Source organism: Variovorax sp. P1_H12_2, from assembly GCF_056405335.1.
The window spans coordinates 1-14,760 of record NZ_JBFUCI010000126.1; the positions used below are offsets into that span (position 1 = coordinate 1).

General features: G+C 68.8%; 12 protein-coding genes. 9 read left to right on the forward strand and 3 right to left on the reverse strand.

Annotated features, from left to right (window positions below; genetic code table 11):
- The first annotated feature begins 76 nt into the window (after positions 1 to 76).
- From flhF to AC1D2K_RS14845, 4 genes are all read left to right on the forward strand, one after another.
- The gene (gene flhF / locus AC1D2K_RS14830) at positions 77 to 2,557 is read left to right on the forward strand and encodes a flagellar biosynthesis protein FlhF (RefSeq protein ID WP_478089592.1); all 2,481 of its coding nucleotides are present in this window, start codon (positions 77 to 79) and stop codon (positions 2,555 to 2,557) included.
- A gap of 10 nt (positions 2,558 to 2,567) precedes the next feature.
- Positions 2,568 to 3,440 carry a MinD/ParA family ATP-binding protein gene (locus AC1D2K_RS14835; RefSeq protein WP_478089593.1) on the forward strand — a complete coding sequence of 291 codons (873 nt, stop codon included), beginning with the start codon at positions 2,568 to 2,570 and terminating at the stop codon, positions 3,438 to 3,440.
- Positions 3,441 to 3,482: 42 nt separating this feature from the next.
- The gene (locus tag AC1D2K_RS14840) at positions 3,483 to 4,217 is read left to right on the forward strand and encodes an RNA polymerase sigma factor FliA (RefSeq protein WP_478089594.1); all 735 of its coding nucleotides are present in this window, start codon (positions 3,483 to 3,485) and stop codon (positions 4,215 to 4,217) included.
- Positions 4,218 to 4,296: 79 nt separating this feature from the next.
- Positions 4,297 to 5,409: a porin gene (locus AC1D2K_RS14845; protein ID WP_478089595.1), complete on the forward strand. Its 1,113-nt coding sequence runs from the start codon at positions 4,297 to 4,299 to the stop codon at positions 5,407 to 5,409.
- Here the strand turns inward: AC1D2K_RS14845 and AC1D2K_RS14850 are convergent.
- Positions 5,379 to 6,053 (reverse strand): DUF2238 domain-containing protein, encoded by a 675-nt coding sequence (locus AC1D2K_RS14850; RefSeq protein ID WP_478089596.1) that lies wholly within the window; start codon positions 6,051 to 6,053, stop codon positions 5,379 to 5,381. The genes AC1D2K_RS14845 and AC1D2K_RS14850 overlap by 31 nt on opposite strands.
- A gap of 3 nt (positions 6,054 to 6,056) precedes the next feature.
- Entirely contained in the window at positions 6,057 to 7,028 is a 972-nt protein-coding gene (locus AC1D2K_RS14855) for a LysR family transcriptional regulator (RefSeq protein WP_478089597.1), read from the reverse strand.
- A 100-nt stretch (positions 7,029 to 7,128) separates the two neighbouring features.
- Here AC1D2K_RS14855 and AC1D2K_RS14860 point away from each other — a divergent pair, with 100 nt between their 5' ends.
- From AC1D2K_RS14860 to AC1D2K_RS14880, 5 genes are all read left to right on the forward strand, one after another.
- Complete coding sequence (locus AC1D2K_RS14860) at positions 7,129 to 7,929, forward strand: gamma-glutamyl-gamma-aminobutyrate hydrolase family protein (RefSeq protein ID WP_478089598.1); 801 nt, start codon at positions 7,129 to 7,131, stop codon at positions 7,927 to 7,929.
- Positions 7,930 to 7,958: 29 nt separating this feature from the next.
- Positions 7,959 to 9,068: a M14 family metallopeptidase gene (locus AC1D2K_RS14865; protein ID WP_478089599.1), complete on the forward strand. Its 1,110-nt coding sequence runs from the start codon at positions 7,959 to 7,961 to the stop codon at positions 9,066 to 9,068.
- A gap of 32 nt (positions 9,069 to 9,100) precedes the next feature.
- Positions 9,101 to 10,441 (forward strand): MFS transporter, encoded by a 1,341-nt coding sequence (locus AC1D2K_RS14870; RefSeq protein ID WP_478089600.1) that lies wholly within the window; start codon positions 9,101 to 9,103, stop codon positions 10,439 to 10,441.
- Between the two features lie 177 nt (positions 10,442 to 10,618).
- The gene (locus tag AC1D2K_RS14875) at positions 10,619 to 12,589 is read left to right on the forward strand and encodes a sensor histidine kinase (protein ID WP_478089601.1); all 1,971 of its coding nucleotides are present in this window, start codon (positions 10,619 to 10,621) and stop codon (positions 12,587 to 12,589) included.
- Positions 12,586 to 13,347: a response regulator transcription factor gene (locus AC1D2K_RS14880; RefSeq protein WP_478089602.1), complete on the forward strand. Its 762-nt coding sequence runs from the start codon at positions 12,586 to 12,588 to the stop codon at positions 13,345 to 13,347. The genes AC1D2K_RS14875 and AC1D2K_RS14880 overlap by 4 nt, the downstream gene beginning before the upstream one ends.
- Here AC1D2K_RS14880 and AC1D2K_RS14885 read toward each other — a convergent pair.
- A complete protein-coding gene (locus AC1D2K_RS14885; protein ID WP_478089603.1) occupies positions 13,286 to 14,434 on the reverse strand; it encodes a choloylglycine hydrolase family protein in 1,149 nt (382 codons plus the stop codon). The genes AC1D2K_RS14880 and AC1D2K_RS14885 overlap by 62 nt on opposite strands.
- Positions 14,435 to 14,760 lie beyond the last annotated feature (326 nt).

The window sequence follows — 14,760 nt, forward strand, 5'->3', positions numbered from 1 at the left end:
AGTTGAAGGTGCTCTCCCACGCGGAGATCCCTGACTCTCGCAACATCAAGATCACCGCCACCATCGGAGGAAGAGTTTGAGCATTTCTACAGACGTGCGGGCCACGGCCCGCAAATTCGTGGCCGCCACCAGCCGCGAGGCCCTGCGGCTGGTGCGCGAGGCGCTCGGCGCCGAAGCCATCGTGCTGAACCATCGCGTGATTCCCGAGGGCGTCGAGATCGTCGCCATGGCCGAGGGCGACGTGACCCAGGCGGTGGCGAGTGCCGCGCCGCTGGTGGCCGCCAAGGCGCCGCCTGCTGCGCCGGCACCGATGCCGGCGCCGGTCGCACCGGCGATGCTGATGCCGGCGGCAGTGCCAGCCGCGGCCCCGGCTTCGGCCCCGGCCGCTGTGGCCGCCGCCCCGGCGGCCCCGACCGACGTCGTCCTGAACGAACTCCACTCGATGCGCGGCATGCTCGAGGAGCAGCTCGCCAGCGTGGTGTGGAACGACCGCCAGCGCCAGGACCCGGTGCGCGGCCGCCTGCTGCGCACGCTGCTCGGCGCCGGCTTCAGCGCCCGCCTGTCGAAGGCCATGCTGGAGAAACTGCCGACCGGCCAGACCTATGCGCAGGGCATGGCCTTCGCGCGGGCCGAGCTGATCCGCGCGGTGCCGGTGTACGAGGACGAGGATGCGCTGCTCGCGCAAGGCGGCGTCTACGCGCTGATGGGCCCGACCGGCGTCGGCAAGACCACCACCACCGCCAAGCTGGCGGCGCGCTGCGTGATGCGCTTCGGCGCCGACAAGCTGGCCCTGGTGACCACCGACAGCTACCGGATCGGCGCCTACGAGCAGTTGCGCATCTACGGCCAGATCCTCGACGTGCCGGTGTTCGCGGTCAAGGATGCGGCCGACCTGCACCTGGTGCTGCAGGACCTGCGCGACAAGCACATGGTGCTGATCGACACGGTCGGCATGAGCCAGCGCGACCGCTCGGTGTCGGACCAGATCGCGATGCTGTGCAACAGCCACCGTCCGGTCAAGCGGCTGCTGCTGCTCAACGCGACCAGCCACGGCGACACGCTCAACGAAGTCGTGCACGCCTATCGCAACGGCGGCGGCGGCAACGACTTGGCGGGCTGCATCTTCACCAAGGTCGACGAGGCCACGCATCCGGGCGCGCTGATCGACACCGTGATCCGCCACCGGCTGCCGGTGCACTACATCTCGAGCGGCCAGAAGGTGCCGGAGAACCTGATGCTCGCCGACCGCTCGCAACTGGTCGACAGCGTGTTCCAGCCGCGCCGCCACAACCCGCTGTTCGTGCCGGCCGAGGCCGACATGCAGGATGAACCCGCGGGCGCGGTGCCACAGGCCCTGGTCGTGCAGGCACAGGCCGAGGCCGACCGGCTGCGGCTGCAATACCAGAACCTCATCCGCGCCATGGCGCACGACGCGCAGGAGCTCGCGACCGCCGCCGGCGCGCTGGCCGGGGCGCAGATCGGCTTCGAGAACGCGCGCCGCCTGTGGCGCAACGCGGGCGACGAGGCGATCGGCCACAAGTCGGTGCTGGACGACCTGCTGGTGCAGGCGCGCAGCGAGGTCGTGGCCGGCTGCGACACCCATGTGCTGGCCCTGTCGGGCCAAGTCGGTCTGCGCTCGAACGAAGGCGGCGACGCCTACGAATGCCAGAGCAGCCTGCTGCTGTCCGATCGCAGCGGCCTGCCGCTCGCGGCACCCAACCAGTGGCTGTCGACCGCGGCAGTGCGCGGCGGCCCCGACGCCAGGCGCAAGCCGGGGCTGCGGCAGGTCCAGTGGCTGCGCCAGCAGTCGCTCGGCCGCACGCTGGTGCACGTGCTGCCCCGGTTGCCGGGCGTCGAGTTGATCGCCGAATGGCAAGTCCAGGGACAGCGATGGCTGGCGCGCGCGCCGGGCGCGACCGCGGTGATCGACCCCGCCTCGGAGGCGCCGAGCACGCTGGCGCGGCTGCGCTTCGAATTCGGCGCGACCCGGGCGGCCGTGTTCCGCGGCAAGCCCGCGCTGCAGTGCGAGGCCCATGCCGAGGTGCTGCTTCGCCTGGGCCCGACGGCTGTCGTCGACAAGGATGCGCTGCCGGTGCTGCGCTGCGTGGTCACGCGCGTGCTGGACGAGCGCGGCCAGAAGATCCTGGCCCAGGGTTACCTGTTGTCGAACATCGGCGGCGAGGTGCCGGCGCGCCAGCTGGCCCAATGGCAGGCCTGGGCGGCCGACGCCGACCCCTGTTTCCGCCTCATCCGGCAGGGCGTGCAGCTGGTGGGCGGCATGGGCGAGCTGGGCGACCCGGACATGATGAAGCGCCTGCTGATCGCCGGCCAGGTGACCACCACGGTCTGGCGCCTTCTGCATGCAAAGGGCGAATGGGCCGACCGCACCCGCACGCTGCTGAACCAGCTCACCGGGCGGCCGGCGCGATCGAGCCGGCCGCTGTCGGGCAATGCGCTGTATGTCGGCGTCGGCAAGCTCTTCATGCTGCTCGAGGCGCTCGGCACCGAGTCCACCGCGCCGACGCAGCAGCCCAGGGCGCTCGAGCAGCACGGTTGAGGAGCAAGACATGACCAAGCTGGTTGCAGATCAGGCAGACGGGTTGCGGCGCCTGCTGGCGCACACGCCCACGCGCGTCATTGCCGTCGCGGGCATGGGGCCCGGCGAGTGCGCCGCCGCGGCCACCATGAACCTCGGCGCGGCCCTGGTCCACCAGGGCAAGGACGTGCTGGTGCTCGACGAGTACGGCGGCACGGCGGCGGCGATCTGCGCCGCCTGGGCCATCGATCCGCTCGGCGACCTGGCCGACGTGGCCGACCGCCGGCTGGCCTGCGAGGGCGCGGTCGCGCGTGCCGACTGCGGCGTCGGCGTGCTGCCGGCGCCGCTCGGCGATCGGCACGCGGAGATCGACCCGCGCCTGTTGTGCCGCGGCGGCGTGGTGCTGGTCGCAGCGCAGATCGACGCCGAGGGCCGGCTGTCGGCATTGGCCCGGCTGGCCGACGAACTGCTGCTGGTGCTGCAGCCGAGCGCCGCATCCATCACCTCGGCCTACGCGGGCATCAAGCGGCTGCACTACGCGCATGGGTTGAAGCAGCTGCGCTTCCTCGTCGATGGCGTCGCCGGCGCCGAAGAGGCGCAGCGGATCACCACCAACCTGGCCAACACCGGCAGCCGCTACCTCGCGGTATCGCTGGAGGCGGCCGGCTGGGTGCGGGCCGATCCGCACCTGGCGGACGCGCGGCGGCTGCGGCAGACCGTGGTGGAGGCCTTTCCGGCCAGCCCGGCGGCGGTGGACTTCCGCCGCATCGCGGTCGACATGGGCGGCTGGCCCTGGCGGCCCGCTGCGCCCGGCGGGCGGTCGGTCGCGGTCCCGCCGCAGGGCCCGCGCGTCGACCCGCCATGGGTGAGGGCGACGCCGGCGCAGAGCGCGGCCGTGGCCTGAGCACGATGAACCGAACAACGCACATGCAACAAAGGACCGGACGTGTACACCGCACAGGGCACCATTGAGAAGTCCCACCTGCTTGAGCAGCATCAGCCGCTGGTGCGCCGCATCGCGCTGCAGATGATCGCCAAGCTGCCCGCGAGCGTCGAGCTCGACGACCTGATCCAGGCCGGCATGCTGGGCCTGCTGGACGCATCGAGCCGCTACCAGGACAACAAGGGCGCGCAGTTCGAGACCTTCGTCAGCCAGCGCATCCGCGGCGCGATGCTCGACGAGCTGCGCGCCAGCGACTGGGGCTCGCGCGGCCTGCGCCAGTCGGCGCGTAGGGTCGAAAAGGCGATCCACGCGCTCGAGCACCGGCTCGGCCGCTCGCCCACCGAGGGCGAGATCGCGAAGGAGCTCAAGATCGACCTGGAGGCCTACCAGTCGCTGCTGCAGGAGATCCAGGGCTGCCAGCTGGTCTACGTCGAGGACTTCGCGAAGGGCGAATCGGAGAACCCCTTTCTCGACCTGCATGCGCAGGAGGCGCGCAAGGGGCAGGGCGCGAACGACGACCCGCTGGCGCAGCTGCTCGAGAGCGGCCTGCGCCATCAGCTGATCGATGCGATCACGGCGCTGCCGGAGCGCGACCAGCTGCTGCTGAACCTCTACTACGAGGAAGAGCTGAACCTGCGCGAGATCGGCGCCATTCTCGAAGTGAGCCAGAGCCGGGTCTGCCAGCTGCACAGCCAGGCGATCAGCCGGCTGCGGGCGCGCCTGAAGGACCTGCTGTAGGGCCGGGCGCGGCCCTCGCTTCGGCCTCGTCTATCATCTCGCGCGGAGCGGCAGCGCAATGCGCAGAGGAGAGAACGAGATGAGAAGAGTCACGTTGGCCAGGTCGGCGACCCTCGCACTGGGCGCGTTCTGCGTTGCGGGCCTCGCCAGCGCGCAGTCGAGCACCGGGCAGGGCCCGGTCACCGGCAGCAGCGTCACGCTGTTCGGCGTCGCCGATGCGGTGCTCGGCTACGGCAGCGGCAGCATCTCCCACCGCAGCTCTCTGTACAGCAGCGGCAATTCGGCCTCGCGGTTCGGTGTCCGTGGCATCGAGGACCTGGGCGGCGGCCTGGGGGCGGGCTTCTGGCTCGAATCCGGCGTCGCCATCGATACCGGCACCGGGGTCGCCGGCAACACCAACAACCAGCCGAACGGCGCCACATCGGCCGACGCCTTGAGCTTCAACCGCCGCGCCACGGTCAGCCTGATCGACCTCTGGGGCGAACTGCGGTTGGGCCGCGACTTCGCGGCGCACTACCGCAACCGCACCGACGTCGACCCGTTCGACAACAACGGCGTCGGCACCATCCAGCCGCAGGTCGGATCGATCGCCGGCCCGACCTCCACGCGGGTCTCGAACATGGTCGGCTACTACCTGCCGCCGGGCCTGGGCGGCTTCTTCGGCGAGGTGCAGTACTTCATGGGCGACAACGACTCGCACTTGCCGACCTCGGACGATGGCACCGGCTACAGCGGCCGCATCGGCTGGGGGTCGGGTCCGTTCTCGATCGCCGTCGCGAAGGGCCGCACCGACTACCTGCGCACGCAGACCAATGGCAACATCACCGTGGCCAATGTCGGCGCGACCTACGATTTCAAGCTCGTCGAGGTCTCGGCCGGCTACTACCGCGACAAGGTCGACAGCTTCGTGCCGGTCACGGCCACGGGCTATGTCCTCGGCATGATCGTTCCGGTCGGCGGCAACCAGATCAAGTTTGCGTGGTCGCGCTACGGCACTGACGCCGAGGGCGACCCGGCGGCGATGAAGCTGTCGCTGGGGTACGTGTACAGCTTCTCGAAGCGCACGGTGGCCTATGCCACCTACTCGCACCTCAACAACAGCGGCGGCTCGGCGGTGGGATTGAACGGCGCCGTCACCGAACCCAACCGCAGCGCGAACGGCTACGACCTGGGGCTGCGCCACAGTTTCTGATCGGCGGGGGCCCGCATCAGTGCGGCGATCTGCCGGTCGTGCAGGCGCGACAGCACAAGCAGGGCCGCCACGGCGCCGACCAGCGCCATGAACATGTCCGACTGCGTGTCCCACGGATCGCCCTGAGTGCCGAGGAATTCGTCGGCGCCCTGGCCCATCGCGAGCGCGGCGGCCCATTCGATCAGCTCGTAGCTCGCGCTGATGGCCAACACGATGCAGACCACCACGAAGGCCAGCATCCTGCGGCCCCGCACATGCTGGCCTCGAATCAGGATCTCGCGCGCGATCAGCGCCGGCACGAAGCCCTGCATGAAGTGGCCGATCTTGTCGTAGGGATTGCGGCCCAGATGCATCAGGTCCTGCAGCCAGAAGCCGAGCGGCACCCGCGCATAGCTGTAGGCGCCGCCGAGCATCAGCACGCAGCAGTGCGCGAAGATCAGCGCGTAGAGCAGGGTGGTGAGCGGGAAGCGGCCGTAGGTGGCCCACAAGAGCGGCAGCGCGACCAGCACCGGCGCCACTTCCATCCACCAGGTCGCGCGGTCGTGCGGATGCAGGCCCGAGAGGACGAGCAGGGCGATGAGCGCGGCCGAGGCCAGGAGCAGGGCAGGGGTGCGGTGGTTGGGCATGGGTGGGGTCTCAGTCATGGTTCAGGGCTGATCGCGCCTCGTACGTCGCGCGATCTTCCTTGACGGCAGGTGCCGCGCGACTTCTTGCGCCACCGAGGCAAAGTAGGACCGCACCAGGGCGAACGCACGCTCGGCCGCCGGCACGCGCGTGCGGCCGGCCCGCTCGACGATTCCGAGTGTGAGTTCGAGGTCGAGGGCTGGCGTCACATCGAGCCGGCCCACGGTGCCGGCTCGCACGGCCGAGACCACCGCGATGTCGGTCGATGGCGCAATGGCGTCGCTGGCGGTGATGAGCGTGTGGACGGTTGCGACGTCATTGGTACTGGCCGCGAAGTGCGCCTGCAGCGGCAACGTGAAGCCGTAGAGATCCGACATGCGGCGCACCACCGTTTCGTCGACGTAGCCCGACAGGATCAACGGGTACTCGGCGAACTGATCGACGGTCACGCGCGGGCGCCCGGCCAGGGGATGTTCCTTGCGGGCGAACCAGCCGAAGGTGCAGGGATACAACGGCTCGGCGATGAGGTCGCGGTCGTGCGCGGCCACGCGAACGTCGCCGATGAAGAAATCCAGTTCCTCCCGGCGCAGCGCCGCGGCGAGGACGTCGGTGCTCTGCACCAGGGTCTTGACGTGCAGCCCGGGCGCATCGGCCAGCAGTCGCAGCAGCATGGGCCCGAGCAGGTTCAGCGCGATGGAAGAACCCATGCCGAACGAGAGTGGCCCGAGCTCACCCGCGCGCATGAGCGCCAGCGAGCGGGCGCCTTCCTTTTCGTCGAAGACGATACGCCTCGCCCGCTCGACATAGTCCTGCGCATAAGGGGTCGGGCGCAGACGACGGTCCTGCCGGTCGAACAGCGGTACGCGCAGTTCGTCCTCCAGCGCCTGCAGGCTGCGCGACAGCGCCGGGACGCTCAGATGCACGCTCTGGGCGGCCGCGCTCAGCGAGCCGAGGTCCATGACGGCCAGGAAATGCCGCAGTTGCCGGGTGTTCATTTCAGTTGCAAGTCCTGCAAGTAGTATCAAACTATATTGCGATTTACGCAAAACGAATGGCTTCCTAGACTGCGATCCGAAAGCCGGAGAACGCGCCCTGATGAAGTCCCCCACACTCAATTCCCCAGTCCTGCGACCCGTGGTCGCCATCGCTTCCGATCGCATCGTGCGCCATGGCCATCCCTCGCACGCCGCCACCCACGGCTACGTGCGGGCCGTGGCCGAAGCGGCGCAGGCCCTGCCCCTGGTGCTGCCGGCGCTCGGCGAGGCGCTGGATGCCGACACGCTCATCGCTTCGATCGACGGCATCGTCCTCACCGGCAGCCCCTCGAACGTGGATCCGGCGCGCTACGGCGTGCCGCAGCCGCATGCGCCCATGCTGCTGGACCGCGAGCGCGACGCTGCCATCCTGCCGCTGCTGCCGCGCCTCATCGAGGCCGGCGTGCCGGTGCTGGGGATTTGTCGCGGCTTCCAGGAGCTCAACGTCATCTATGGCGGCACCTTGAATCCGGCCGTCCACGAGCTGCCCGGCCGGCTCGATCACCGCGAAGGCGATCACGATCGACCCGTCGAGCGCTGGTACGACGACAGCCACGCGTTGCACATCGTCGAGGGCGGCCGGCTGGCGGCGCTCGCGGGCGGAACGCATGCGGTCGTCAACTCGCTGCACCACCAGGGCGTCGAGCGCCTGGGCCAGGGTCTGCGCATCGAGGCCAGGGCGCCCGATGGCCTGGTCGAGGCCTTCTCCATCGAGTCCGCCACCCAGTTCACCCTGGCGGTGCAATGGCACCCCGAGATGCGCATCGACGACAGCCCGCTGGCGCATGCCATCTTCGCCGCCTTCGGCGCAGCCTGCCGGGCGCGCCAGCAGCAGCGGCGCTGCGCCATGGCCACCGCCTGACCCCACACCTACTCCGGAGACATCGAGATATGAACGACGCCCAGGTCATCGACTTGTTCAGCCCCCATTACGCCCAGGCCCGCCAAAAGTTCCTGCAGGCCGCGCAGGCGCGCGGCCTGGCCGTGGAAAGTCACGTGCTGCCCCTGGCCGGTGCGCAAGGTGAGACCCTCGCCACCGACGTCGTGCTGGACGGCCCGGCCGACGCATCCAAGATGCTGATCGTCATCAGTGGCGTCCACGGGGTGGAAGGTTTCTGCGGCTCGGCCATCCAGACCGGCATGCTGCGCTTGGGAGGTGCGGCGCTCCCGTCCGGCACGTCGCTGCTCTACGTGCACGCGGTCAATCCCTACGGCTTTTCGCACCTGCGCCGCGCCACGCAGGAGAACATCGACCTCAACCGCAACTTCGTCGACTTCTCCAAGCCGCTGCCGATCAATGCCGGCTATGGCCAGATCCACGACATGCTGCTGCCCGCGCAATGGCCGCCGCTTCCTGACAACGAGGCCCGCATCGCCGACTACCGCGAACGCCACGGCGCTCGCGGCCTGCAGCGCGCGACGTCGCTCGGCCAGTACAGCCATGCCGACGGGCTGCACTATGGCGGCCTGGCGCCAGCGTGGAGCAACAACACCTTTCGCGGCATCCTGCGTCGCTATGCCTCGCAAGTGCGCCAGCTGGCCTCCGTCGACATCCACACCGGCCTCGGCCCCTATGGCGTGGGCGAGCGCATCTTTGCCAGCATGGACGACGACCCGGCGGTATTGGCGCGCGGCAAACGCTGGTGGGGCGAGCTGACCTCGGTCACCACCGGCACCTCCACCAGCATCCCGCTGACCGGCCCGATCCAGTGCGCCCTCACGGACGAATGTCCGCAGGCCCAGCACGTCGGGATCTGCCTGGAATATGGCACCCAGCCGATGGAGCGCGTCATCGCCGCCATGCGCGCGGAGCACTGGCTGCATCGCCACGGCAGCGGCGACACGGAACTGGCCGCCGGCATCAAGCAGGACATGAAGGACGCCTTCTACCCCGACGCGCCCGATTGGATGCACGCGGTATGGCAGCAAGGCTCGCAAGCCTGCCTTCAGGCCTTGCACGGCCTGCAGGAAGACGCACCCCAGTCGGCGCTCGCCGCCTGAATCCACGCAAGATCCAATACACGGAGACATTCATGAGTGCGACGACACTTGCGCGCAACGACAACATGCGCGAATTCCCCACCGCCCTCCAAGCCGCCGACAGTGCGCCGTCGGCCCGGCCGGCCATCAGCCGCAAGGCGATCGCCGCGGCCGTGGCCGGCAACGCGCTGGAGTTCTACGACTTCGTCATCTACGCCTACTTCGCCGTCTATATCGRCAAGACCTTCTTTCCGGTCAGTGGCGAATTCGGCAGCCTCCTGGCAGCGGTGGCGATTTTCGGGGTGGGCTTCTTTACCCGGCCGCTCGGCGGCGTGCTGATCGGCGCCTTCGCCGACAAGGCGGGCCGCAAGCCCGCGATGATCCTGACCGTGACCCTCATCACAGTGGGCACCCTGGGCCTGGCGGCCACGCCCAGCTACGCCAGCATCGGAATCGCCGCACCCGTCATCGTCGTCTTCTGTCGCCTGCTGCAAGGGCTTGCACTCGGCGGCGAGGTGGGTCCGGCCACCTCGCTGCTGATCGAAGCGGCGCCACCCGGCAAGCGGGCCTTCTACTCGAGCTGGCAGATCGCCAGCCAGGGCCTGGCGGTCACGGTGGGCGGCGTCTTCGGCGTCGCGTTGTCGCTGCTGCTTTCGCCGGAGCAACTGGCCAGCTGGGGTTGGCGCGTTCCGTTCCTTTTCAGCCTGGCGCTGGTGCCCATTGCGATCTACATCCGGCGCAGCCTGCCGGAAACGCACGAGGGCACCGACGAGCGCAGTGGCGCCTCGATCGTTGGCGCCGTGTTTCGCCAGCACGGCCGCATTCTGTGGCTGGGCGTATTTGTCACGGCCTCTACCGCGGTGGCCTCGCAAGTCGGCAACTACATGGTGACCTACGCCGTGCAGGTACTCAAACTGCCGGCAGCGCTGGCGCAAGGCAGCGTGCTGGTGGGCGGCGCGACGACCTTCGCCTTTGCGCTCCTTGGCGGCTTGATGTGCGATCGCTACGGCCGCCGGATCGTCAACATGCTGCCGCGGCTGGTGCTGATGTTGTCGATCGTTCCGATGTTCATGTGGCTCTCGGGGGCCCCGGGCGTGGCGACCCTGCTTACCGTGTCCGCACTTCTGGCGGCGCTCACCGCCGTGTTCGGCACGGCAGGGCTGGTGCAGGTCCCCGAACTGCTTCCCATCGCGGTGCGCAGCACGGGCCTGTCGCTCGTCTATGCCATCGGCACTTCGTTGTTCGGCGGCACGACGCAGTTCGTCGTCACCTGGCTGCTGGCCGTCACGCAGAACCCGATGGCGCCGGCCTGGTACGTCGTTGCGATGAGCGCCGTGAGCATGATCGCGCTATGGATGCTGCCGGAGTCGCGTCACGTCGACGTGAGCCGCTGAACTGCCTGGCTTGCCGAGAGCGACGTAAATCGGGGGGGCGTGAGCGAGATGTGAGAATCGCGGATCTGCCTGACTGTCGGAGAACTTCCCATCCCCGCGCGCCATCTCGATTCCTCGTTCTTTCTGCAGCGATTCGGTCCCCTCATCCTGGCCCTCCTCACCTGGCTCACGGCGGCGATGTCGGCCTGGGCCGTGACGGCGAGCGACGGCCTGGCCGAGGCGGTGCGCCTCGACGAGCGCATCGAAGTGCTGCGCGACGCGGGTTCGACATTGCACGCCGAGGACGTGCTCGCGGGCCGGCATGACGCGGCCTTCGCCCCGGCCGGCGCCGGGCCGTTGCGATGCGCGGACGGCACCGCGTGCTGGGTGCGTTTCTCGTTGTCGCGGACCCCGGACGCGCCGGCGCGCTGGTGGCTGCGCCTGCGGGCGCTTCGGCCCGGCGAGGTGGCGCTCTACGCGCCCCGGATTCCAGGCGGCGAGCCCGTGGCCCAGGAGGGGCGCCAATTCCCGCTCAACTGGCGCTTCGTCAGCACGGACCTGTTCTTCAACGTGGACCTGCCCGATTCCGAAGCGCACTACCACTACCTGCGCCTGGCCGACACGCCGCACGCGGACGGCTTCTCGCTCTGGCAGCCGCTCGGCTTCGAGCGCCAGCAGCGCCAGTTGGCGACCTACCTGAACGCCAGCATGGGCGTGGCCTTCGCGCTCATGATGGTCAATCTCGTGTTCTGGCGCTGGCTGCGCGACACGCTGTTCCTGCATTTCGCCTTCGTGATGTTCGCTGCGGTGCTGCTGCATGCCTGGCAGACGGTGCCCGCCCTGGCGATCGACGAGCAGATGGGCGACCTGAACCTGCGCGGCGCCCTGCAGTGCCTGCTGCAGGCGGCGACCGCGCTGTTCGTCGCGCGCCTGTTCGACTACCGGGTGCATGCGCCCTGGGCGGCCCGCACGGCGAAGGCCTATGCGGCCTTCAACCTGCTGGCAGGTGCGGTCGCGCTGGCCGGCCACCAGGCGGCGATCGAGCCCTGGTCCGCAATGCTGGAACTGCTGTCGCTTGCCACCGCCATCGGGCTCGCGGGCTGGCTGCTGTTCGTCAAGCAGCAACGCCAATACGCCTGGCCGGCGACGCTGATGATGGCGTTGACCTTCTCGAGCATGCTCGGCCGGCTGCAGTGGCTCGGGTGGATGCCGCTGGGGGGCGACGTCACGCTGGGTGTGTCCTGGGCCGCCGCGCGCCTGTTCTACATGCTGCTGCTCGCGATCATCGTGGCCGACCGCACGCGCCGCGCGGAACTCGAACTGCGCCACGCGCGCCGCCGTGCCCTCGACGATGCGCTGCGGGTCGAGCGCGAGCTGGAAGCCAGGATCGCGCAGCGCACCCGCGAACTGGGCACGAGCAATGCGCAGCTGGCCGCGGAGGTCGTGCGCCGGCGCGAGGCGGAAGCCGGCCTGCAAGTGGCGCTGGAGTCCGAAAGAAGGGCGCTGGGCCAGCAGCGGCAGTTCGTCGCGCTGGTGTCGCATGAATTCCGCACCCCGCTGGCGGTGATCGATGCCGCCGCGCAGTCGATCGGACTGCCCGGCGTCGAGGCGTCGCCGCGTGCCGTCAAGATCCGCCGCGCCGTGCACCGGCTGGCGATGCTGGTCGACAACTGCCTGGCCGAGGAGCGCCTGCATGCCGACCGGCTCAAGCTGCGCATCGAGCCGCTCGACCTGCGCACGCAGGTCGAAGACTTGCTCCAGCCGCTGGGTCCGGCCGAGCGCGCGCGCCTGCGGCTGGACCTGCAAGCCGGTGCGGCACCGGTGCGCGGCGACCCGGCCCTGCTCGACATCGCGTTGCACAATCTGGTTCAGAACGCGATCAAATACTCGCCGCCCGAGCGCGAGGTTCGCATCGCGCTGCACCTGCGCGGCGGCGAGGCCTGCATCGACGTCGAGGATCAGGGCGGCGGCATCCGGGCCCAGGACCAGCCGCGCATCTTCGAACGCTTCTTCCGCGGCACGACCTCGGCCAAGGCGAGCGGCACCGGGCTCGGACTGTTCCTGTGCGACGAAATCGCACGCAGGCACGGCGGCGCCGTCGAGCTGCTGCGCTCCGATGCCCGGGGCTCGGTGTTCCGCTTCCGGATTCCTTTGCAAACCCAGCCATGAAAACCATCGAATCGACTCTCCCGCTGCGCGTCTACCTGGTCGAGGACGATGAAGACCTGCGCGAGGAATTGGTGCTGCATCTGGCCCGCGCCGGTTTCGAGGTCCAGGGCCTGGCCGACGCGCCGGCCTTCTACAAGGCGCACGCGCTGGCCCGCTGCGACATCGCCGTGCTCGATATCGGACTCGAAGGCGAGGATGGCCTGTCGATCGCCGCGCAACTGCGCGCCTCGGGGCCCTTCGGCATCGTCATGGCCAGCGCCCGCGGCGCGGTGCGGGACCGCGTCGATGCGCTGCATCAGGGCGCCGACGTCTATATGGTCAAGCCGATCCACATCGAGGAGCTGGTGGCGACGATCCGGATGCTCGGCAGCCGCGTGCGCGCCGTGGCGCTGCCGCCGGACACGCCCGCGGCAGCGCCCGGCTGGCTGCTGAAGGAGGGCGGCTGGTGGCTCTGTGACCCGGCGGGCCGGCAGATGAAGCTCACCACGATCGAGCGTGCCTTCGCGGCCCGCCTGTTCCAGGCCGAAGGTGCCGTCGTGAGCCGCGAACATCTGAGTGAGAGCATCAGTGGAAATCGGCAGGATTTCGATCTCAAGCGGCTTGACGTCATCGCCAGCCGGCTGCGCCGCAAGGCCGGCCAGGCGGGCATGCAGCTCCCCCTGCACGTGGTGCGCGGCGTCGGCTTCCAGTTCGCGATCAGTTCCCTGGCGTTGCCGGCTTCCGGAATTTCAACGCCGGGGGTTCGATGGCCGATGTGAGCGCAGCCGTCGCCAGCGTCTTGGCATTCAGGTCGAAACTCATCAGGTCCATGCTGCGCAGCGTCTGATCCTCATAGGTCTTCACGTAGAACTTCCTGTTGGAGAGATCTGCGACAGTCGACCACTGCGTGTACTCGAGCGGCGCCTTGGACGTGTCTTGTCCGGCTCCTTCCTTGATCCATCCGATCGGAATATCGAAGTTGTTCAGGATATGTTCGGTGAGCCGAACGCTCTCGATGCCGCTGGGCTGGCGCTGGGCAGAAAGCGCATAGCCAAGCGCGCGGACGAATCGCGACGGTGGGGTCGGATCGCCCGGAATGCCGAGCATGCGCGATCCCTGGCCCAGGGGAGTGATCGTCTGTCCCTCCACCTTGAGGTCGGGCGCGCTGGCGGCCGACAGCTTCACATAGTTCCTGAGATTGGTCATGTGCCAATCGAAGGGCGGCGAGTTGGTCATGACGCCAAGGCGGTTGTCGTAGACCTTCAGCACGCCGTCCACCGGTTCCACCACGATCGACGCCCCGGAAGCGTCATGCAGCGTGTAGTGAAGCGGCGGTGTGATGCCGAGGTTCGCCTGCTTGACATCGATGATCGAGATGCCGGAAAGAGCCGCCTTGACCTCGGCGACGGTCGCGAAGCTGGTCAGTGCCCAGCTGATGAAATCCCAGGGCGCAAGCGATTTCGCAGGATTGGCCTTGGCCGGATCGGCATAGCCGGCAAAACCCGGAAAGTAGAGGGCGCCGCCGGCGAGCCCCTTTTCGTTCATGCCGTCGATGATTGTCGTGATCCCGAGCGCATTGACGCCCACGGCCGCATATCTGGCTTTCCAGGCCATGCCCGCCTTGCCCTCGGGGCCCGCGGCAGTCATCGCATATTGGCGAGGGACCACGATGGCGCTCGACTGGAGCGGGAACGCGAACTCCATGGTGCGGCCATAGACGGCACCGCCATCGGTGGTCCGGATGAGAAAGCTCGTGCAGGCCGACGCAATGTCGGGAACGACCAATGCGGCAGCGACGGCCATCGCCGTCATGCCTTGGGCCGTCTTGCGCCAGCAGGCGCTTGAACGTGAAAACTCAAACAACATGAATCAACCTCTTTTCCTATAACCAATCCGAAAAAAATCGCGCAGCAACTTCTCGTGCGCGCCCAGCGCGCGCAGCGACTTTCAGCAATCAGGCAGATCGCGTCAACCTCGGTTCCCTTCAGAAAGTGTCAGTTCCTTTCACTCGGCCCGTTGGCGCGGGCCCCGTAGAAGATCGGCGCGCATCCTGGAAGGCAGAACACCGCCAGGGCCCATGGCGAATTCGGTGTATCTGCCTCTCACGCTCCTGAGGGCGATGGGATTGCCTGTCTACGCCTGCGCACAGGCGTCGGGCTGGGCCAGCCCTTCGACGTTCGGATGGTCGGCGG